The sequence below is a fragment of the Endozoicomonas sp. ALD068 genome (genome assembly GCF_049310145.1).
Classification (GTDB): domain Bacteria; phylum Pseudomonadota; class Gammaproteobacteria; order Pseudomonadales; family Endozoicomonadaceae; genus Endozoicomonas_A.
The window spans coordinates 6388054-6411565 of the sequence record NZ_JBLYNU010000004.1; the positions used below are offsets into that span (position 1 = coordinate 6388054).

The window sequence follows — 23512 nt, forward strand, 5'->3', positions numbered from 1 at the left end:
GGTTTAGAAGTCACCAAAGTCGAAAAAATCCATCATAATCAGACTCTAATGCCGTATCCAGTGAGTCATAAAGCGAATTCAAATTCATGCTGTTCACAAACTCTTCGGCAATTTTTGTCAGCTCATTGTTTTTGAGAATCAGAGCGTCACTGGCGTTATGTGCATGTCTTAAGTAGTCATCCTTAATAGCTTCCTGCGACCAGTCAGAGCTCCCGATCAAAGACATCATGGCATATAGCTCTCCCGGTGAGGATGGATCATGAGCGCCAAAGCTGCGATCATTTTCCCTCCAGTCGCTAGGATAGGCCCAACAATAGGTTAAGCTCCCACCGTTCGAATGTGTCATTCCATACAAGTAATGAATAAAGGCCTGTTGAATCGCTTTCTTGCATTCTTTTTTATAGCGAGACACCAGAAGTTTTTCCCTGGATGTGACCTCATTGGACTTCAGGAAGGATTGGTACTTGCTGTTGATATCACGCTTTTCTTTCCTGCTATCCGTTGCCATTAAAGCATCACGTTGTCGTTTTTCCATTGCCTTACATTGATTGATTTTTTCGAACATCTGCTTAAAATCCGGGCTGTTCTCAAGTTTCCTTTGAAACAGAGCTTCGGCCTTTTCATTAATCGCTTTGTTCCTCGGGGAGATTTGTCCCAGAATAATCACCGGACGGTGGTTCCCCTTACCCGAGTTTGACTGCATAAAGGCAGGTTGTTGCAACAATATTCGTTCTATATTCGGAACGCCCTCTGGTTTGTTTGTCCAGGAAATCTCTATGCTTGGACTGGCAATTTTATTTTTAAGGAATGGCGAATGCCCGTCATGATGATGGGTGATGAAGAGAGTGTTCTTTTTACTCTTTTGGAAGCTTTCATAATCCTGCTGCCATTGCTGGTTATTTTTTTCCCTCGACATCAATACCCCATACCACTTTTTCAGGCAATGAGCGGCTTTAATGTTCAGTCCATCGACACTTTCCAGACGCACCAATAGTTCATGATGTACAGAGGCCTCTATAAGCTCTGTTATATAGGTCAGCACTGGATCCAGCCAACCCGATTCCAGGGCTTCACGGGCAAAGTGAATAATTGCAGGACGGGTCAAATCACTGTTTGCCAGTACGTCCGCTATTGAACACAACCACTGTTCAGGAGGTGTTCCGACCTGATCGATCATTTTTGAATGGAGTGACTTGAGTTGTTCACTGACCTGATCTTCATCACTGCTGGACAATATTATTTTGAGAGCCTCCGCCATCGGTTTATATTGACTTCCGTATTCAAACACTTTACCGACCAATGCTTTCTCGTCTTCGCCGAATGCTTCTGTCTCCAGCGACTGAAGCATTGAGGCGCCAATGGAAAATCTGGTTAAATCTCTTGCCTCCCAAAGGTGCTTCACTATTTCGAAAGTACCTGGAATTTTTTCTGGCAATGCACTGCCTGTCTCAAGGACTTTGTTCAGTTCCTCAAGGCTCATACCAGAGGCTTCAGCCAGAATTTGCTGTTGTGCTAAATCAGCATCTTTCATGACATTTTTCAGGAGAACCCTGGCCTGCCTTGACTCATTACCAGAGCAAAGGACCCTGTTGACAGGCTGGAACTGAGGTAAGATTTCAGTTAACTTGCCAGATGTTCCGCCCAAGTTCACTGTCTCCCAGGTTTGGCCTCTATCCGGAGAACACTCGGCAAAGGCGTGGACAGGGTTATTGATTTGCCGACATGGAATGCCAAAATAACGACAAAAAGCAACAAATACAGACGAACGATGTGTACAGTTACCTTGCCGCTGTGTTACGAGGAAATGAAAGAAATTTTTATTGTGCTCTGGCAAAGCATCACAGGAAAATCCTCGGCAATAGTTCTCGATCGCCTCAATGCGTTGCATCGTGCTTTTAGCGTTTTTTATTCTCTGCAAAGGCACCTGTACTTCGGTTGGTTGTTGCTCAATGTTATCAAGCACTCCCTTCAGTACTGTTTTCATAGTTTCTGAACAGCGGACGTCAAAACGTGTTGATTGTGCTGGTCGGACGTCTTCAGCAGGTGTTTTTTTGCCCGTTTGTCCGGACTCTACGACATAAGTAAATTCAATACTCTGGTTGGCTCCGGAGTTTGGAATAAACACTGTGTGAAGCCCGGTATAGCAATCCCTGAACAGGGTAAACGACGAATGGGGTTCTGTACGCAGGGCCAGGATACAGTCGTCAGGCGCCAGGCTTGGCAATGGGTATTGACCATTGTTTGATGTCATCTTAATGGTTGCCAGCGTCTGGTTGCTGGCTAATGTCACTTCCTGGTCACGTTGTGGTAACCGGTCTGGTATGAGAACTTCGACCCCCTGCATGTGTTGATCACTAATATTGATCCATTTGACATCGCCTTGAGCAGACACATAAACATCCCATGCGCACCAGCGATCCATCCGGGAAGAAGGGTTCTGCGTACGAAAAACTATATGCTCTTCGAAGTGTGGCTCCTCCTGGTTATCGTAGTCCGTGCTCCGTTCCAATGTTTTAGCCTGTTCCTCGTAGGCTTCTGCAATGTATTTTTCAGGCGCCTTATCAGCGTAAACAGTCAACGTCTGATCAACAGGTTGTGACTCATGGTTTTTTCTCTGATCCAGTGGCGAAGCCTGTTTCTCGTGGACTTCTGGCTTGTCTTGTTCAGGCGCCTTATCAGCGTAAGCAGTCAACGTCTGGTCAACAGGTTGTGACTTATGGTTTTTTCTCTGATCCAATGGCGAAGCCTGTTTCTCGTCGACTTTGATAAAATCGTCTACCAGATGGTTCGGCAGATCACTGATCTGGTGCCAGAACGCAGGCCGCCATTGGACTTCACCGGCTTTCCACGCCCTTATCTGCTGATCAGCGGCCTGAAGATAAGGCTGGTTAGCTGACATTTTCAGCGTTTGTTGCTGTTCTTCCGTCAGGGGAAATACGCTGTTAGCGTCCACGTTCGTTCGGCCAAAATGATTGCTAAACCAGCTTTGCTGCCAGTGTCGGTAGAGTGCCCCGGTGAGAATATCGTCCGAATTCAGGGGAAGGCCTGATGACTGCCACTTTGCCTGAGCCATGCTCTTGATGAGTTCCGTTCTGGCTTCCTTTTCATCCAGCTGAGTGTTAACAAGGATTTCATGTTTTTTTTCATTAACACTGTTGAGATGACTGCCTCGTATCAACCACGGACGATCAATGCCCGATACCGTTTCATTGAACCAACGGCAAAGTCCGGAATCAAATTCACTTTTCCCCATGGCAAGAGCTGAAGACTTGGGCAGTTTCTCCAGCGTTATGTTGGCAGCCATCAGATAAAGTCGGTAGTGTCGATTGAGACATTGATGAACGGCTTTTTCGCTAAAATCACCACCACTGGTGATAGCCATGGCAACATTCTGTAAATCAAGGCTGGTGGGCTGCAACGGCAGTTTTTTGCGTTGCAGGTGAGCTCTTAGACGACAATGCTTTTCTGTTAGCATTTTAGCGGCGAATGTCCCTTCTGAGGACTCTGGCAACACTTTTTCGGCAATGGTCTGCAATTCGGTCGGGTTATACTGCCGGATGGGCAAATGCCGAAAACGCCCTTTCAGCGCCGGTGATAAGGGTTTTCGCCCGCTATACTCTGGCGGGTTGATAGTAGCAAACAGGTGGAAACCCGGATGAGCATCACCGGCCAGAATACCGTTTAACTCACCTTCCAGATGCTGGCTGTCGATCAGATTCATTTCCGAAATCACCACGATGCCGCCTTCCTCTTTTGCCTTCCGGATCGCTTCACACACTTTGTCCCAGGAACAATCACTGGCATTCAGGAGATAGACTTTGGGCATGGATTCTTGCCGTTGCTCAGCCTGCCGTTTGACACTTTTGATCAGCAGATTCAGAGTAGCATCCTTACCTCGCCCGGCTGGGCCTTCGATCAACGTCGCCTGTCGTCCGCTGTGTTTCCTGTCCAGGTGATAAGCCTGCTGACAGCGACTAAAATCCTGCCCAAGCTGTTGCACCAGTTGACTGACTGCCGATCCGGAGATATCAAACTCAGGTCGGATTGCTTTGGTTAATGTTTCGAAGTCCTGCTGAATATACGGCAGGGTATGGTTATGAACTTTGTCGCGCAGGGTGTTGTCCACTTCGTAATGGGCAGCAAACCAGATTTCCAGTGCCTGCCGGGCATCCTGATGAGTCTCGTTGATTTCGGGGCCCAGAAGATCCCGAAAACTTTGCTGGATCAAACCGTTCACTTGCTTGCAGGTAACATTCGCATCTGCGGGCAGCGCACGATCCAGATACCAGCCCACCCAACTGCAGATATCCGTTAAATCCCTGGGGGTAAACTCATGCTCGGGCAAGAGTTCCTGATAATATTGCCACAGTGCCATCACGCTCTCGGCGGTAATTCGTGCAATGTCGTTTATTTCAGGCTCCGACAGATGTCCCTGTAACTGATTGACCAGAGCCGGTTCCACTACGCTGTCGCGAAGGAAAGCCTGATCCAGACGTGGGTAGTAAGCCCCGGGCAATTTCTCTTTCAGGGTCGGGTCGAGCTGGCGCCCGGCATAATGATCCGGGTTACCGGTGAGAATCACCCGGTGTTTTGGGCTGACTTCGACAGGATGACCATTCACGTAAATGCAGGGTTGTGGTTCCCATAAGCCGTTCAATGATGCCAGTAATCCGGTTTTGGTGAGGTTAGCTTCATCCAGAACCAGGGTGACATAGCCTCCATCTTTGTCGGATTTGGTATTGGCCCATTCCATCAGCGTCCGATTTTGCTGTGTCATAGAACGGTCGCCGTCGGCGTCTTGTTGCCAATGCCAGCGTTTCATCAGGGTCTGTTCGCTGTCAGAAGGTCCAAGGGAAATGACCTCAGCCAGCCCTGCAGCTTTGGCCATTTTGGCAGAAAAGTAACTTTTCCCGGTGCCGGTTTCTCCCTGCAGGAATATAACGGGGGAGTCTGTGAGCCGGTCGTGGAGTCGGGATAACCGACGACTTTCACGATCCTTCTGACTTATCTCGCCATGACAAAGATCTTTGGCCAGTGCTGACAGGGGCTTATCAGCGGAACCCTGCCATTTCAGTGATTCAAACAGCCGACTTTCTATGCGTTCAATGCCTTCTGTCTCAGAATTCGCTGTCCTGGCAATCTGAAAACAATCAGTGGCCAGTGTCTGAATAGCATCGGATCGGGTCTGCCCCGGTGACAGAGGTAAATGCCAGCCAGAAGCCAGTGCATCTTGCAAACGTTTAATCTGTCCTGTTGGTCTGATGGCTAACGATTGCCAGGGCTTCGCTGCCGCCGGTTCGACTTGCAACTGGAACGCTAAAGCGTTTCGCTGTTGCTCAGGCCCACAGGCCACGATGATGGCACAGAGCCTGTCCAGAATTTCTTTTGCATCCCTGTATGGCAATGGATTTTCATAGGACAGTTGCAATCCTTTAATCAATCCAGCGGCCCTTAATACCTCCGGGTTAAAGGCTCTGGCCAGTTGCCACAGGTTTTGCTTCACAAACGCTCTATCCAACTTCGGGGCACTATTGATGACGGCATTTAACCGATCCGGGTCTACCGAGGGAGGTTGATCCTTATCCGGTAACAAGTGCCAGCAGGCCACTTTCATAAAATCACGCACGGACGGATTCTGTCGGGTACCATGGGTGATAACACTATTGATGGCCCTGCGCCAGTGGCAGGGCAGCAGTCGTGAGGACTGGTCAACCTGCTGTGCTCGCCGGGCAGCCAGTATCAGGTTGTTCAATAACCCTTCGGTTATTTCAGGCAGAGGATCACACAGGTTGGCAGATACCGTTTTAAAGGCTTTGTAGAGTTCATTAAGTGCCTGTTCCGGCAGCTCAGACCGGGAGATTTTATGCTTGTCCGCATTGAGATCCCAGAGATCGACCTCTGAACAAGGTTTACCTTTGGCGACCATCGAATTAAATACTGAAGAGGGGCTTTTCACAAGCCCGGGCCAGAGTACGGTGACATGAGCCTGTGGGTAGGTTTGTAATTGGCCATTCAGCAACAGAGGTTGCCCAATAATCAGGGGTTCCAGAAGCTGCTGAAGTGTTGGATTAGTTTCCAGCCCTCTGAATACCACCGGTTTGCCAGCGGTCAAAGCCTTCTGCAAGTCACTCGGACGTCGTCCAAAATGCGCCTTTTTTTCCGAGGTGATGTGGATATTATCAAACAGCTCGCTGAGGCCGGATTGTTCATTGATCTGAATGACCAGGGGGGCTTGCGGTTGATGACTAATCCAATAACTTGCCTGGGCATGTTGTTGATACGTCACCGTGTTAAAGGCACGGTGATCGCTGACTTTTTCCTGTGGCTCGGGCAGAGGGTATGCATCGTTTTCTTGCAGCCCCAGGGCTTTGGGCTGCTGTTTTGAATGAGCCACCCGAAGTCCGGGTTCAAGGCCGGTCGCCTCACGAATCGCCTGCAGTGAGCCCAGCAAATGAAACCAATGCGCCTCAGTGAGGGGAGAGGTTACGGTAACGGCACCACCGGCCCGAACCTGTTCCAACAGACAGGTGTTGGGGACTGCATAGCCCTCCGGGGCAATGGCAATCGGGCTGAGCCATTGGGCAATATTACTCTCGTTAATGATGATCGGGTTGTCTGATAAAGAATGGGACAGACCCTGGAACAGTGAATGAAGCTCGTCCTTCCCTACCGGCATCTGATAAAACTGAACATCGTCGGGTAATGGACAGATTTCCCCATTGCTCTCAAAGCACTTCTGCGCCAGCATTTGCCGAATCGTCTGTTCAAAGGCCAGATCCTGCCAGTTGGCTCCTTTCAGAATCACTCTTTGTCCGGCCCTTAATGACTCAAGCCTGCCAGGGAGGTGCTGGATTCGCCCCTGTTGATCCACTCCGGGGCCACCCAGCAGCAACTGTCGCCAGTTGCTGTGCAAGTGACAGTTAATAATAATGGTATTGTCGTTTATAGCACTTTCGGCACTGGTGCATTCAGGTAATAAGGGAGGAACCTCGTCGATCTCTATTGATGGGTTCTTGCCGGTTTGCGCATCGAATTGCCAGGTATTTCCCGGTCGGTTAATTCGTCGCCAGAAATCAGCACCGGGTGCCTCGTCGCTCTGGCCAAACGATGCCAGCTGGGCAGGGTCTGCCAGGACCAATAGAGAAACATGTTCGCCCAAAGGGCGTTTCTTCTGACTGACTTTGTCGTACAGACAAGGGTTATCCGGGTCCAGCAGGTCGTTAAACTTTGGCAGATCCTCGCCGGTGAGTTTTCGGATATCCATCACCAGCGTCAGTGGCCTTGAACCTTCAAAGAGCTTGCCAGAACCCAGAGTGTGGCGACCGTCGGTGGCAATGCTCAACCGGCTTACCAGATTAGCCTGTGAGAGGTCATCGGGATGGGAAATAACAGTGACATCACGATGTTCATCGCCGGTCTGGGCATCTAAAAGTTGTCGAACTTCATTATCACTGTCGACAAAACGGAAATCGAAGGAATGAGTCGCCTTTTGGAACGTGGAATCCGTCGAGGAGACGGTTCTCTTTTTGTCAGGCATCTTCTGCGAAGATGGCGATCTCTTTAGTTGGGACCTGACTTCAGTGCAGATTCCTGCATTATTATTTGCCTCTGATGATAAATCCAGCTTTGCTAACCTGGCTGAAAAGCCACTATGAAGAGGGTTATCATCAAAGGCGTGTTTGATTGTAGCTGGACCAATCCGACCTTCCATAGTCAGTCTCCCTCCTGTTATCTGACAGGCCTGTATTAAAATTCCTTAATAATTTGACCTCCAGACAGGACGGAAGTTCCCTTTGGATGGACTATGGAAGCAAGTGTCCAATCTCGAAAAACCCGGGGTCACGCATCCAATGAGTCACAGAGCGAACTCAAATTTACATTGCTCAAAAAGTCTTCGACGACGGTTGTCAGCTCATCGGATTTGAGTATCAGAGCGTTACTGGCGTTTTGTGCCTGTTTTAAATAGGACCCCTTAACAGAACTCTGAAATTCGGAAGAGCTACTTATATCAGACAACATGGCGAACAGCTCCAGTGGTGAGGATGGATCACGAGCGCCATTGTGGGCGTGCATGGCGGTAGAATCGGCCCAACAATAACTTAAAGAACCGCCTTTCGAGTGTGTAACTTCGTACAGGTAATGACTGAAAACCTGCTGAATCACCAGGCGGCATTTGTCTTTTAAATGACGCAAACGGTTCTGAAGATGGAGGCTTCCAAGTGAATATTCAGGGGCTAGTCTGATGTCTTCCAATAACTGCTGCCAGTGAGGGCTACTCTCAACTTTTCTTTGATACAGGGCTTCGATCTTTTCATTGATCACTCTGCTCTTCCAGTCAGGTTTTCCCAGGATAATCACCGGACGGCGGCTTGCCTTGCCTGAGTTTAACTGCACAAATGCGGGATGGTGCAGTAATATTCGCTCTATATTCGGAATGCCCTCAGGCTTGTCCGCCCAGACGTCCTGTATAGATGGGCGAGCCATTTTAGCTTCCAGGAGTGGCGAAAACCCATCATGACAATGAGTGATGAACAATGTCTCACCTCTTAGCTGCAGGATGCGACCGTAATCAAACTGCCAAAACGAACTGTTTTTTCCCCTGGACAACAAATTCTTATACCACTTTTTCAGGCAATGGGTGGCTTTAACCTTCAGCTCATCGACACCTTCCAGGCGCAGCAATAGCTGATGATGTTTAGTGGACTTTAAAGTTGAACTGTCGTAGGACGGCGTTGGGTCCAGCCAGCCCAATGCCATGACTTTACTGGCAAAACGAATAACCGAAGGTTTGGCCAGGTCGCAGCCATTCAGTATACGCACTATTGAACCCAACCATTCGAGAGGGTCTGCTTTGCCATGGACAATCATTTTTGAATGCAATAACGTGAGTTGTTCAGTGACCTGATCTTCATCACCATTGGACAATATGTGTATTACTGCCTCTGACATCGGGCTATAACGACCCCTTTTCGAACCCTCTCTCGTAATTCTGCTCCTACCCCAATTTCCATTTGGCAGACTACCGACCAATTCTATCTCGTGACGGTCGAATGCTCCTTTCTCGAGTAACACTGAGACACCCATGGAAAAACTGGTTAAATCCTTTCTCTCCCAGAGGTTCACTACTGTTTCGAAACTGTTTAGATCGGTTACTGGCAATGTACTGTTTGTCTCAAGGGCTTTGCTCAATTCCTTGAGGCTCATACCAGTGGCCTCAGCCAGAGCCTGCTGTTGTGCTAAATCAGCTTCTTTCAGGAGGTTCCTGAGCTTTCTTGATTCAGTACCAGACCCAGTGACCCGCCTGGTGAGCTGGAAGGCAGGCCAGATTTCTATCGGCTCACTAGGTACCCCGCCTAAATCCACTGACGTCCAGGTTTGGCCGTCATCCGGGGAAAACTCTGCAAAGGTGTGAATACTGTTACCGATTTGCCGACATGGAATCCCGAAGTAACGACAAAAAGCGATAAAAACAGGCACACGATGACAGCATCTCCCTTGCCGTTGTGTTACGAGGAATTGAAAGAAATTGCGTTTGCGCTCCGGTACAGAAACACCGGAAAACTGTTTGCAATAGTCCACGATCGCCTTAATGCGCTGGGTCGTGTTTTTAGCGTTTTCTATTTTCCTCAACGGCCCCTTTATTTCCGATGCTTGTTCTTCAATGTGCTCAAGCACGTCCTGCAATACTGCTCTCATACCTTCGCAACAGCGAGCGTCAAAACGTGTTGATTGTTCAGGCTGGGCTCTTCTGGCAGGTGTTTTTTTGTCTGGTTGCCATGGTTCTACGACATAAGTTACTCGAATAGTCTGTAAGGGTTTGGCCCCCGGAACAGACAGTGTGTGAAGCCCGGTATATCGGTCCCTGATCAGGGTAAATGGCAAATCGGGTTCTATGCGCAGGGCTACGATATAGTCGTTAAGCGTCAGGCTGGGTAATGTATATTGACCATTGTGGGATGAGATATCCAGGGTCGCCAGCGTTTGATCGCTGGCTAATGTCGCTTCCTGATCATGCCCGGGTAACTGGTCAGGTATCAGGACTTCGGCCCCCTGCATGTGTTGATTGGTAATATTTATCACCTTGACAGCGCCCTTGGCAGTCACATAAATATCTTCTGCCCCCCACCGATAGTTTTCGGGAAGATGGTCCTGCGTGTCAAAAATTACAAGCTCTTTAGCCTGTAACATCCCTTTATTCTCAAAGTCCGTTGTCCGGTTCAATGCTTCAGCCTCTTTCTCACGGGCTTCTGGAATGTATTTTTCAGGAGCCTTATCACCGCCAATAGTCATCGCTTCGTTAACTGGTTGTGGCTTATGGTTAGTTCCCCGGTCCAATGCTGAAGCCTTTTTTCCGTGGCCCTCTGGAAGGTATTTTTCTGAAGCTTTATCACCGTCAATAGTCATCGCTTCATTAACTGGTTGTGGCCTGTGGTTTGTTCCCCGGTCCAATGCTGAAGCCTGTTTTTCGTGGCCCTCTGGAAGGTATTTTTCAGGGGCCTTATCACCGTCAATAGTCATCGCTTCGTTAACAGGTTGTGGCTTTTGGATCGTTTTCTGAGCCAATGCCAGGGCTTGTTCCCCGTTGACGTCTGGCATGTCTTGATCAGGAGCCTTATCACCCTCAACAGCTGAGGCTTCGTAAATATAATCGTCAACCAGATGGTTCGGCAGATCACTTATCTGAGCCCAAAACGCAGGCCATAATCGGACTTCATGGATGTTCCATGCATTTATCCGCTGATCAGCTTCCCTGAGATAAGGCTGGCAAGCCTGTAATTTCAGCGTTTGTTTCTGTTCTTCCGTCATCGGAAATACGCTGTTAGCGGCCACGCCCGTCTGGCCAAACTTACGACCAAACCAGCATTGCTGCCAGTGTCGGTAGAGTGCCCCGGTGAGAATATCGTCTGACTGATCCGGCTTCAGGGAAAGGCCTGATGCCTGCCACTTTGCCTGAGCCACCATCCTGATCACTTCCGCTTTGGCTTCCTCTTTATTCGGACGATCCTTAAAACCAATGTCATGGCATTTTTCATCAATACTGTTGCGATCACTGCGCCGTATCAACCACGGACGATCAATGCCCGATAGCGTTTGGTTGAACCATTTGCAAAGTCCGGAATCAAGCTCACCATTGCTCATGGTAATAGCCGACGACGCTGGTAGTTCTTCCAGCGACAGGTCGGCTGCCATCAGATAAAGCCGGTAGTGCTGATGGAAGCATTGGTGAAGGCCGTTATCGCTAAAATCACCCCCTCTGATAACAGTCCTGGCGACATTCTGTAAATCAACACTGGTCGGCTGCAAGGGCAGGTTTTGCTTTTGCAGGTAAGCCCTCAATCGACAATGTAGCTGAGTCAGCTTTTTAGCCAGGATTTCCGGCTGTGCAGTTTGTGACAATACTTTCCCGGCAATGGTCTGTAACTCGGTTGGGTTATACTGCCGGATTGGCAAATGTCGAAAACGCCCTTTCAGCGCCGGTGATAAGGGTTTTCGCCCGCTATACTCTGGCGGGTTGATAGTGGCAAACAGGTGGAAACCCGGATGAGCATCACCGGCCAGAATACCGTTTAACTCACCTTCCAGATGCTGGCTGTCGATCAGATTCATTTCCGAAATCACCACGATGCCGCCTTCCTCTTTTGCCTTCCGGATCGCTTCACACACTTTGTCCCAGGAACAATCACATGCATTCAGGAGATAAACTTCCGGCGTGGACTCTCCCCGTCGCTTAGCCTGCTTTCTGACACTTTCAATCACCAGGTCCAGCGTGGCATCTTTACCCCGTCCAGCCGGGCCTTCAATCAGCGTTGCCTGACGACCGCCGTGTTTTATGTTGAGATGATAAGCCTGCTGAGCGCGGGTTAAATCCTGTCCAAGCCGTTGCGCCAGCTCAATGACCGCCGATCCGGAAGTATCAAACTCAGGTCGGATTGTTTTGGTGAATGTTTCGAAGGCCTGCTGAATATACGGCAGGGTATGATTATGAACTTTGTCGCGCAGGGTGTTGTCCACTTCGTAATGGGCAGCAAACCAGATGTCCAGTGCCTGCTGGGCATCCTGATGAGTCTCGTTGATTTCGGGGCCCAGAAGATCCCGAAAACTTTGCTGGATCAAACCGTTCACTTGCTTGCAGGTAACATTCGCACCTGCGGGCAGCGCACGATCCAGATACCAACCCACCCAACTGCAGATATCCGTTAAATCCCTGGGGGTAAACTCATGCTCGGGCAAGAGTTCCTGATAATATTGCCACAGTGCCATCACGCTCTCGGCGGTAATGCGTGTGATGTCGTTTATTACAGGCTCTGACAGATGTCGCTGTAACTGATTGACCAGAGCAGGTTCCACCACTCTGTCGCGAAGGAAAGCCTGATCCAGGCGTGGGTAGTAAGCCCTGGGCAATTTCTCTTTCAGGACCGGGTCGAGCTGGCGCCCGGTGTAATGATCCGGGTTACCGGTGAGAATCACCCGGTGTTTTGGGCTGACTTCGACAGGATGACCATTTACGTAAATGCAGGGTTGTGGTTCCCATAAGCCGTTCAATGATGCCAGTAATCCGGTTTTGGCGAGGTTGGCTTCATCCAGAACCAGAGTAATGTATTCTTTTTCAACACAGCCTCCGTCTTTGTCGGATTTGGTATTAGCCCATTCCATCAGCGTCCGATTTTGCTGTTTCATAGAACGGTCGCCATCGGCGTCTTGTTGCCACTGCCAGCGTTTCATCAAGGTCTGTTCGTTGTCAGAAGGTCCAAGGGAAATGACCTCAGCCAGCCCTGAAGCCTTCGCCATTTTGGCAGAAAAGTAACTTTTCCCGGTGCCGGTTTCTCCCTGCAGGAATATAACGGGAGAGTCTGTGAGCCGGTCATGGAGTCGGGATAACCGACGACTTTCACGATCCTTCTGACTTATCTCGCCATGACAAAGATCTTTGGCCAGTGCAGACAGGGGTTCATCAGCAGAACCCGTCCATTTCAGCGATTCAGACAGTCGATGTTCTATGCGTTTAATGCGTTCTGCCTCCGAATTTGCTGTTCTGGCCCTATGAAAACAGTCGGTGGCGAGCGCCTGAAGAGTATCGGATCGGGTCTGCCCCGATGGCAGAAGTAACTGCCAGCCAGAAGCCAGTGCATCCTGCAAACGTTTAATCCGTGCTGTTGGCCTGATGGCTAACGATTGACAGGTTTCTGCCGCCGGATCGACTTCCAACTGATAGGCTAAAGCATCTCGTTGTTCTTCAAGCCCATGGGCCACGATGATGGCACAGAGCTTGTCCAGAATTTCTTTTGCACCCCTGTATGGCAATGGATTTTCATAGGTCAGTTGCAATCCTTCAAATCCGGTGCCCTTGAATACTGCCGGGTTAAAGGCTCTGGCCAGTTGCCACAGGTTTTGCTTCACAAACGCTCTATCCAACTGCGGGGCACTATTGATGACGGCATTTAACCGATCCGGGTCTACCGAGGGAGGTTGATCCTTATCCGGTAACAAGTGCCAGCAGGCCACTTTCATAAAATCACGCACGGACGGATTCTGTCGGGTACCATGGGTGATAACACTATTGATGGCCCTGCGCCATTGGCAGGGCAGCAGTTGTGAGGACTGGTCAACCTGCTGTGCTCGCCGGGCAGCCAGTATCAGGTTATTCAATAACCCTTCGGTTATTTCAGGCAGAGGGTTACAAAGGTTTGCAGGTACGGTTTTAAAGGCTTTGTAAAGTTCATCAAGCGCCTGTTCCGGCAGCTCAGACCGGGAGATTTTATGCTTGTCCGCATTGAGATCCCAGAGATCGACCTCGGGACAGGGTTTACCTTTGGCAACCATCGAATTAAATACTGAAGAGGGGCTTTTCACAAGCCCGGGCCAGAGTACGGTGACTTGAGCCTGTGGGTAGGTTTGTAATTGGCCATTCAGCAACAGAGGTTGCCCAATAATCAGGGGTTCCAGAAGCTGCTGAAGTGTTGGATTAGTTTCCAGCCCTCTGAATACCACCGGTTTGCCAGCGGTCAAAGCCTTCTGCAAGTCACTCGGACGTCGTCCAAAATGCGCCTTTTTTTCCGAGGTGATGTGGATATTATCAAACAGCTCGCTGAGGCCGGATTGTTCATTGATCTGAATGACCAGGGGGGCTTGCGGTTGATGACTAATCCAATAACTTGCCTGGGCATGTTGTTGATACGTCACCGTGTTAAAGGCACGGTGATCGCTGACTTTTTCCTGTGGCTCGGGCAGAGGGTATGCATCGTTTTCTTGCAGCCCCAGGGCTTTGGGCTGCTGTTTTGAATGAGCCACCCGAAGTCCGGGTTCAAGGCCGGTCGCCTCACGAATCGCCTGCAGTGAGCCCAGCAAATGAAACCAATGCGCCTCAGTGAGGGGAGAGGTTACGGTAACGGCACCACCGGCCCGAACCTGTTCCAACAGACAGGTGTTGGGGACTGCATAGCCCTCCGGGGCAATGGCAATCGGGCTGAGCCATTGGGCAATATTACTCTCGTTAATGATGATCGGGTTGTCTGATAAAGAATGGGACAGACCCTGGAACAGTGAATGAAGCTCGTCCTTCCCTACCGGCATCTGATAAAACTGAACATCGTCGGGTAATGGACAGATTTCCCCATTGCTCTCAAAGCACTTCTGCGCCAGCATTTGCCGAATCGTCTGTTCAAAGGCCAGATCCTGCCAGTTGGCTCCTTTCAGAATCACTCTTTGTCCGGCCCTTAATGACTCAAGCCTGCCAGGGAGGTGCTGGATTCGCCCCTGTTGATCCACTCCGGGGCCACCCAGCAGCAACTGTCGCCAGTTGCTGTGCAAGTGACAGTTAATAATAATGGTATTGTCGTTTATAGCACTTTCGGCACTGGTGCATTCAGGTAATAAGGGAGGAACCTCGTCGATCTCTATTGATGGGTTCTTGCCGGTTTGCGCATCGAATTGCCAGGTATTTCCCGGTCGGTTAATTCGTCGCCAGAAATCAGCACCGGGTGCCTCGTCGCTCTGGCCAAACGATGCCAGCTGGGCAGGGTCTGCCAGGACCAATAGAGAAACATGTTCGCCCAAAGGGCGTTTCTTCTGACTGACTTTGTCGTACAGACAAGGGTTATCCGGGTCCAGCAGGTCGTTAAACTTTGGCAGATCCTCGCCGGTGAGTTTTCGGATATCCATCACCAGCGTCAGTGGCCTTGAACCTTCAAAGAGCTTGCCAGAACCCAGAGTGTGGCGACCGTCGGTGGCAATGCTCAACCGGCTTACCAGATTAGCCTGTGAGAGGTCATCGGGATGGGAAATAACAGTGACATCACGATGTTCATCGCCGGTCTGGGCATCTAAAAGTTGTCGAACTTCATCATCACTGTCGACAAAACAAAAATCGAAGGAATGAGTCGCCTTTTGGAACGAGGAATCCGTTGAGGAGACGGTTCTCTTTTTGTCAGGCATCCTCTGCGAAGATGGCGATTGCTTCAGTTGGGGTCTTACTTCAGTGCAGATGCCTGCATCATTATTTGCCTCTGATGATAAATCCAGCTTTGCTAGCTTGGCTGCAAAGCCGCTATGAAGAGGGTTATCATCAAGGGCGTGTTTGTTTGTAGCTCGATCAATCCGACCATCCATAGTCAATCTCCCTTTTGTTATCTGACAGGTCTCTATTAAAATTCCTTAATAATTTGACCTTCAGACAGGACGGAAGTTCCCTGTGGATGGACTATGGAAGCAAGTCACCAATCTCGAAAAACTCATGACGAACAAACCAGGATCACGTATCCAATGAGTCATAAAGCGAATTTAAATTCACGTTGCCCACAAACTCTTCGGCAATTTTTGTCAGTTCATGGGATCTGAGGATCAGAGCGTTACTGGCGTTTTGCACCTGCCTTAAGTAGTCATCCTTAACAGATTCCTGAAAACAGTGAGAGTTGTTAATTTTCTTCATCATGGCATACAGCTCTTCTGGTGAGGATGGATCATGAGCACCGAAGTAGTCCAGCCTGCCGGATTCGCCCCAACAAAAGGTTAAACAACTGCCTTTCGAGCATGTCACTCCATACAGGTAATGAATGAAGACCTGCTCAATCGCTCGTGAGCATTTGTCTTTTAAATCATCCAAAAGGCTTTCTTCCTCCGGTGAAACCTCAAAGGGCTCCAGTTTGTGTTTTTCCAATAACTGCTTCAAGTCGGGTCTGGTATCAACTTTTCTTTGAAACAGAGCTTCGGCCTTTTCCTGTAATTTTCTGCTCCGCTGGCAAGCTCCCAGGATAATCACCGGTCGGTAGTCCGCTTTGCCCGAGTTTGACTGCACAAACGCGGGGTGGTGCACCAACATACGTTCTATATTCGGAACCCCACCGGGTTCATCCGTCCAGGTGATCTGTAAAGATGTATTGACCAGGTTAGTTTCAAGGGTTGGCGAAAACCCGCCATGACAATGAGTGACGAAAAAGCCACCAACATTTTCCTTTTTGAAACGTTGATAAGTAAGTTGCCATGCCCGACTATTTTTTTCCCTGGACAACAATTCCCTGTACCACATTTTCAGGCAACGGGTGGCTTTAACCTTCAGCTCATCGACGCCTTCCAGACGCACCAATAGCTCATGATGTCGAATGACCTGAATAAAATAACCCATTCTGGGAGGCAGTGGATCCAGCCAACCCGATTTCAGGGCTTCATGGGCAAAGCGAATAACCGAAGGATTCGACAAGTCACTGTCTGTCAATATATTCACTATCGAATGCAACCACATGTGAGGACATGCTCCGGACTGATCAATCATTTTAGAATGGAGTGACTTGAGTAGCTCAGTGATCTGATCTTCATCACTGTTGGACAATATTTGTTTTACTGCCTCAGACAACCGCTTGCTGTCGGACATACAGTCAAGCATGCCTCTGACAAGTCGCTTCTCGCAATCGTCCACTGCTTCTATCTCCAGTAACATTGAAACCCCCATGGAGAAACCGATTAAATCTTTTCTCTCCCAAAGCTTTTCTACCCGCTTGTAAGTACTCAGATATAGGTTTGGTAATGCCCCCTTTGTCTTAAGGGCTTTGTTGAGTTTACCAGGGCTGATGCCGCAGGTTTCAGCCAGTACTTGCTGTTCTGTTAAAGAAGACCCTTTCAGGAGATCCCGGATCTTCCTTAACTCAGTGCCAGAATCTCTGACGCTTCTGTTGGGCTGGAAGCCAAATTTGATTTTTGTTGCTTCGATAGGCGACCCGCCCAAGTCCACTGGCTCCCAGGTTTGGCCGCCATCCGGGGAATACTCTGCAAAGCTGTGGATATGATTAGATATTTGTCGGCATGAAATGCCAAAATAACGACAAAAAGCGATAAAAACAGGCACACGATGACAGCATTTGCCTTGCCGCTGCATTACGAGGAATTGAAAGAAATTTTTATTGCGCTCTGGTACAGCAACACCGGAAAACAGTTTGCAATAGTCCCTGATTGCCTGAATGCGTTGCTTTATGTCTTCAGCGTTTTCTATTGTCTCCAAAAGCCGCTTTACTTTGAGTGGTTGTTCGTTAATGGATACAAACACTTTGTTCAACACTGTTTTCATACCTTCGCAACAGTGGGCGTCAAAACGTTTTGATGGTGCTGGTCGGACTTCTTTAGCAGGTATTTTTTTACCCGCTTCTCCGGGTTCTACGACGTAAGCAATTCTTATGCTCTGGTCGGCTTTGGCTTCTGGAACAAATAGTGTGTGAAGACCGGTATATCGGTCCCTGAGTAGTGTGAAGGCCAGGTTGGGTTCTATGCACAGGGCCAGGATACGGTCGTTAGCTGTCAGGCTGGGCAATGGATATTGACCATCTTTTGATGTCATATAAAAGGTTGCCAGTGTTTGGTTGCTGGCTAATATCACTTCCTGGTCCTGCCTTGGTAACCGGGCAGGTATAAGGACTTCGGCTCCCTGCAAGTGTTTATCATTAATGCTGATCGTTTTGACTTCGCCCCCGGCAGTCACATAAATATCCTCTGCAATCCACCGATAGGTCCCGGTAAAGAGGCCCGGCTTGTCAAAAATAACATAATCGTCATATTTTGGTTTTGCCAGCCTCTGATAGTTTGTTAATGTGTCCAATGCTGGAGCCTTTTTCTCATGGACTTCCGGAACGTATTTTTCAGGAGCATTATCACTGTAAATAGCCAACGCGTTATTAACTTGCGGCTCGTGGTTACTCTTCTGAGCCAATGCCGAAGCCTGTTTCTCGTGGACTTCTGGCTTGTCTTGTTGAGGAGCCTTATCACCGTCAATAGCGGATGCTTCGTTGATAAAATCGTCGACCAGGTGGTTCGGCAGATCACTGATCTGATGCCATAACGCAGGCCACCATTGAGCTTCATTGGTTTTCCACGCCCTTATACGCTCATCAGCCGCCTTAAGATAAGGCTGGTTAGTTGACAATTTCAGCGTTTGTTTCTGTTCTTCCGTCAGGGGGAATACGCTGCTAGCGTCCACGCCCGTCCGGCCAAAATCACTCGTAAACCAGTGTTGCTGCCAGTGTCTGTATAGTGCCTGTGTGAGAATGTCGTCTGACTGCTTCGGCTTCAGGGGCAGACCTGATGCTCGCCACCTGACCTGAGCCACCCCCTTGATGATTTCCGCTTTGGCTTTCTCTTTATCCAGACGAGTGTTAAAACGAATTTCATGGCGATTTTCATCAACACTGTTGTGATCACTGTGTCGTATTAACCACGGACGATCAATGCCCGATACCCTTTGGTAGAACCATTCACTCATTTCAGGGTCAAGCGCTGCTTTATCGATGGCAATAGCCGATAGCCCGGGCAGTTCCTCCAGCGATAGGTTGGCGGCCATCAGATAAAGCCGATAGTGCTGATTGAGGCATTGATGAATGGCTTTTTCGCTAAAATCGCCAGCACTGGTGATAGCTCTGGCAACATTCTGTAAATCAAGGCTGGTGGGCTGCAACGGCAGGTTTTTGCTTTGCAGGTGAGCCCTTAAACGACAATGTTTTTCTGTTAGCATCTTAGCGGCGAATGTCCCTTGTGAGGACTCTGGCAACACTTTTTCGGCAATGGTCTGTAATTCGGTCGCGTTGTACTGCCGGATGGGCAAATGCCGGAAACGCCCTTTCAGCGCCGGTGATAAGGGTTTTCGCCCGCTGTACTCAGGCGGGTTGATGGTGGCAAACAGGTGGAAACCCGGATGGGCGTCACCGGCCAGAATATCGTTTAACTCCCCTTCCAGATGCTGGCTGTCGATCAGGTTCATTTCCGAAATCACCACGATGCCGCCATCGACTTTTGCTTTCTGGATCTTTTCACACACTTTGTCCCAGGAACAATCACAGGCATTCAGGAGATAAACTTCCGGCATGGGCTCCCCCCGTTGCTTAGCCTGCTTTCTGACACTTTCAATCACCAGGTCCAGCGTGGCATCTTTACCCCGTCCAGCCGGGCCTTCAATCAGCGTTGCCTGACGACCGCCGTGTTTTCTGTCGTGATGATAAGCCTGCTGACTGCGGCTTAAATCCTGCCCAAGCCACTGCACCAGTTCACGGACTGCCGATCCGGAGGTATCAAAGTCTGGTCGGATTTTTTTGCTGACTATACCGAAGGTCTGCTGCATATCCTGCAGGGTGTGGTTATATACTTTGTTGCTCAGGGTATTGTCCGGGTGGTAGCGTACAGCAAACCAGGTTTCCAGTGCCGACAGGGCATCCTGATGAGTTTCGGTGATTTCGGGCCCCAGTACATCCCGAAAACTTTGTTGGATCAAACTGTTTATTTGCTCACAGCTGGCACTGTCTCCTTTGGATAACGCACGATCCAGATACCAACCCACCCAACTGCAGATATCCGTTAAATCCCTGGGGGTAAACTCATGCTCGGGCAAGAGTTCCTGATAATATTGCCAGAGTGCCATCACGCTCTCGGCGGTAATGCGTGCAATGTCGTTTATTTCAGACTCCGACAGATGCCGTTGTAACTGATTGACCAGAGCCGGTTCCACTACCTGGTCCCGAAGGAATGCCTGATCCAGACGTGGGTAGTAAGCTCTGGGCAGTTTCTCTTTCAGGGTCGGGTCCATTTGGCGCCCGGCGTAATGATCGGGGTTACCGGTGAGAATCACCCGGTGTTTCGGGCTGACTTTGACAGGATGACCATTTACATAGATGCAGGGCTGCGGTTCCCATAAGCCGCTCAATGATGCCAGTAATCCGGTTTTGGCAAGGTTGGCTTCATCCATAACCAGGGTGATGTATTCTTTTCCATCACAGCCTCCGCCTTTGTCGGATTTGGTCTCGGCCCATTCCATCAGCGCCCGGTTTTGCTGCACCATAGAGCGGTCACCATTGGCGTGTTGTTGCCATTGCCAGCGTTTCATCAGGGTCTGTTCGCTGTCGGAAGGCCCAAGGGAAATGACCATAGCCTGCCCTGAAGCTTTCGCCATTTTGGCGGAAAAGTAACTTTTTCCGGTGCCGGTTTCCCCCTGCAGGAATATGACAGGAGAGTCCGTAAGCCGGTCATGGAGTCGGGATAAGCGACGACTTTCACGATCCTTCTGACTTATCTCACCGTGATAAAGATCCCGGGCCAGTGCTGACAAGGGCATATCAGTGGAACCCTGCCATGCCAGTGATTCAGCCAGTCGATGTTTTATACGTTCAATGCCTTCTGTCCTGGAATTCGCTGTTCTGGCTATGTGAAAACAATCGCTGGCCAGAGCCTGAATGGCATCGGATCGGGTCTGCCTCAATGGCAAAGTTAACTGCCAGCCGTTAGCCAATGCATCCTGCAAACGTTTAATTTGTTTTGATGGTCTGATGGCTAACTGTCTATATCGCTTTGCTGCCGCCGGACTGACTCCCAACTGATGCGCCATTGCCTGTCGATGTTCGTCAGGCCCATGGGCCAGAATCAGGGCACAGAGTTTGTCTGGGACTTCTCCTCCATGCTGCAATGGAAATGGATTTTTATAGGACAGTTGGAATAGTTTAAATACGCTCGGGTCAAAGGCTCTGGCCAGTGGCCACAGGTTTTGTTTCAGATACTTTCTATCCAACCGCAGAGCACTATTGATGATGGCAGTTAACTGGTACGGATCTACCGATGCGGTCTGATCCTCATGAACATCGGGCAGTAACTGCCAACAAGCCACTTTCATAAAATCACGCACTGACGGATTCTGCCGGGTACCATGGGTGATAACGCTGTTGATAGCCTTGCGCCAGTGGCAGGGCAGCAGCTGTGGGGACCGGTCAACCTGCCGTGCTCGCCGGGCAGCCAGTATCAGGTTATTCAGCAATTCTTCGGTTATTTCAGGCAGAGGGTTGCAAAGGCCGGCAGGTACCGTTGCAAATGCTTCATAAAGTCTATGAAGCGCTTGTTCTGGCAGATCGGCCCGGGGGATATCATGCCTGATAGCATTGATATCCCAGATATCGACCGCAGGACAGGGCTTACCCGTGGCGACCATCGAACCAAATACTGAAAAGGGTTTTTGCAAGGACTCAGGCCAGAGTATTGTGACCTGAGTCTTTGGGTAAGTCTGTAATTGGCCATTTACTAAAAGAGGTTGGCCTACGGCCAGGGGCTCCAGAAGCTGCGCAAGTGTTGGATTGCTTTCCAGCCCCAGGAGTACCAGCGGCTTGCCAGCGGTCAACGCTATCTGCAATGCACTCCGACGTTGTCCAAAATGCGCCTTTTGTTCCGAGGCGATATGGATATTATCAAATAGCTGACTGAAGCGGGTCTGTTCATTGACCTGAATGACCAGAGGTGCTTCCGGCTGATTATTGATCCAGTGACTGGCTTGGGCAGCTTGCTGGTAACTGACGATACTAAACGCGGCCTGATCGCTGATTTTTTCTTCTGGGCAGGACAGGCAGGACAGAGAGTGCTCATCGTTTTCTGCCAGCCCCAGGGCTTTTGGCTGCTGTTTTGAATGAGCTACCTGAAGTCGGGGCTCAAGGCCGGTTGCTTCGCGAATCGTCTGCAGTGAGCCCAGCAAACGAAACCAATGTGCCTCGGTGAGGGTAGACGTCACAGTGACCAAACCACCCGCCCGAATTTGTTCCAACAGACAGGTGTTAGGGACTGCATAACCTTCCGGGGCAATGGCAATCGGGCTCAGCCATTCCCTGATATTACTCTGGTTAATGATGATCGGGTTTGCTGGCACCTTATGGGAAAGTCCTTCCTCATCAGAGTGAGACAGGCTTTGGAACAGCGAATGAAGTTCGTTATTTCCTACCGGCATCTGATAAAACAGAACATCGTCGGGTAACTGACAGATCTTCCCGTTGCTCTCAAAACACTGTTGTGCCAGCATCTGTCGAATCGTTTGTTCAAAGGCCAGATCCTGCCAGTTAGCCCCTTTAAGAATCACCCGTTGTCCTGCCCTTAATGACTCGAGCTTGCCGGGGAGATGCCGGATTCGCCCCTGTTGATCCACTCCGGGGCTGCCCAGAAGTAACTGTCGCCAGTTGTTGTGTAAGTGACAGTCAATAAGAACAGTATTGCCGTCATCCATAACACTTTCGGCCGGGAATTCAGTCAATACCGGAGGAATCTTGTCGATGTTCATCGATGGGTCATTGCCGGTCTGTGCATCGAACTGCCAGGTATTTTCTGGTCGATTAATTCGCCGCCAGAAATCAGCACCGGGTGCGCTGACCGCCGGAACGCCGACCGCCGGGGCCTCGTCGCTCTGGCCAACCGATGCCAGCTGGGCAGGGCTTGCCAGCACCAATAAAGAAACATGCTCACCCAGAGGGCGTTTCTTCTTGCTGACTTTGTCGTACAGACAGGGATTATCCGGGTCCAGCAGGTCGTTAAACTTTGGCAGGTCGTCGCTGGTGAGTGTTCGGATATCCATCACCAGCGTCAGTGGCTTTGAACCTTCAAAGAGCTTGCCTGAACGCAGCGTGTGGCGACCCTCTCTGGAAATGCTCAACCGGCTCACCAGGTTAGCCTGTGAGAGGTCGTCGGGGTGGGAAATAAGGGTGATATCGCGATTTTTATCGCGGGTCTGGTCAGCCAAAAGCTGTCGAACCTCATCATCACTGGCGACAAAACGGAAATCGAAGGCATGAGGGGTCTTTTGGAGCGAGAACCCCGTTGCTGATACGGTTCTTGCTTTGTCAGGCAAGTTCACCGGACAGGGTGAAATCTTTAGTTTGGCGCTTACTTTTGAGCAGATTCCTACATCCTTCGTTTCCTCTGAAGATAAATCTGGCTTTGCTATCTTAACCGGCACGCCACTCTCAGGACCGAGTTTATATATTTTTACATCAATACGACCGTCCATAGTCAATATTTCCCCACTGTCATTTGAACAACTAAAGTGAAACTGATTAGTTATTGGACTTTCAGTTAGTATGAAAGTTCCGTTTTAGTGGTAATAAAGGCCGGGTCCGGTTGCGCAGGGAAATGGTAAACAGAAAATATGGACAATGTCCTGAGGGGCTCAAGGAATTAAAGGGATGGTTTGGTGACGAACTAGGAATCGCCGTCCTTTACAGGATGTCGCAAAACTTCAACAGCT

General features: G+C 49.7%; 3 protein-coding genes. All 3 read right to left on the reverse strand.

Going from position 1 to position 23512, the window contains the following annotated elements; translation table 11 throughout:
• Positions 1 to 10: 10 nt before the first annotated feature.
• Positions 11 to 7711, reverse strand: a complete 7701-nt coding sequence (locus tag ACO6V5_RS23260; RefSeq protein WP_422442472.1) for an AAA family ATPase — start codon at positions 7709 to 7711, stop codon at positions 11 to 13.
• Between the two features lie 128 nt (positions 7712 to 7839).
• Positions 7840 to 15606 carry an AAA family ATPase gene (locus ACO6V5_RS23265; RefSeq protein WP_422442474.1) on the reverse strand — a complete coding sequence of 2589 codons (7767 nt, stop codon included), beginning with the start codon at positions 15604 to 15606 and terminating at the stop codon, positions 7840 to 7842.
• Between the two features lie 142 nt (positions 15607 to 15748).
• Complete coding sequence (locus tag ACO6V5_RS23270; protein WP_422492174.1) at positions 15749 to 23275, reverse strand: transglutaminase-like domain-containing protein; 7527 nt, start codon at positions 23273 to 23275, stop codon at positions 15749 to 15751.
• Positions 23276 to 23512: the final 237 nt, after the last annotated feature.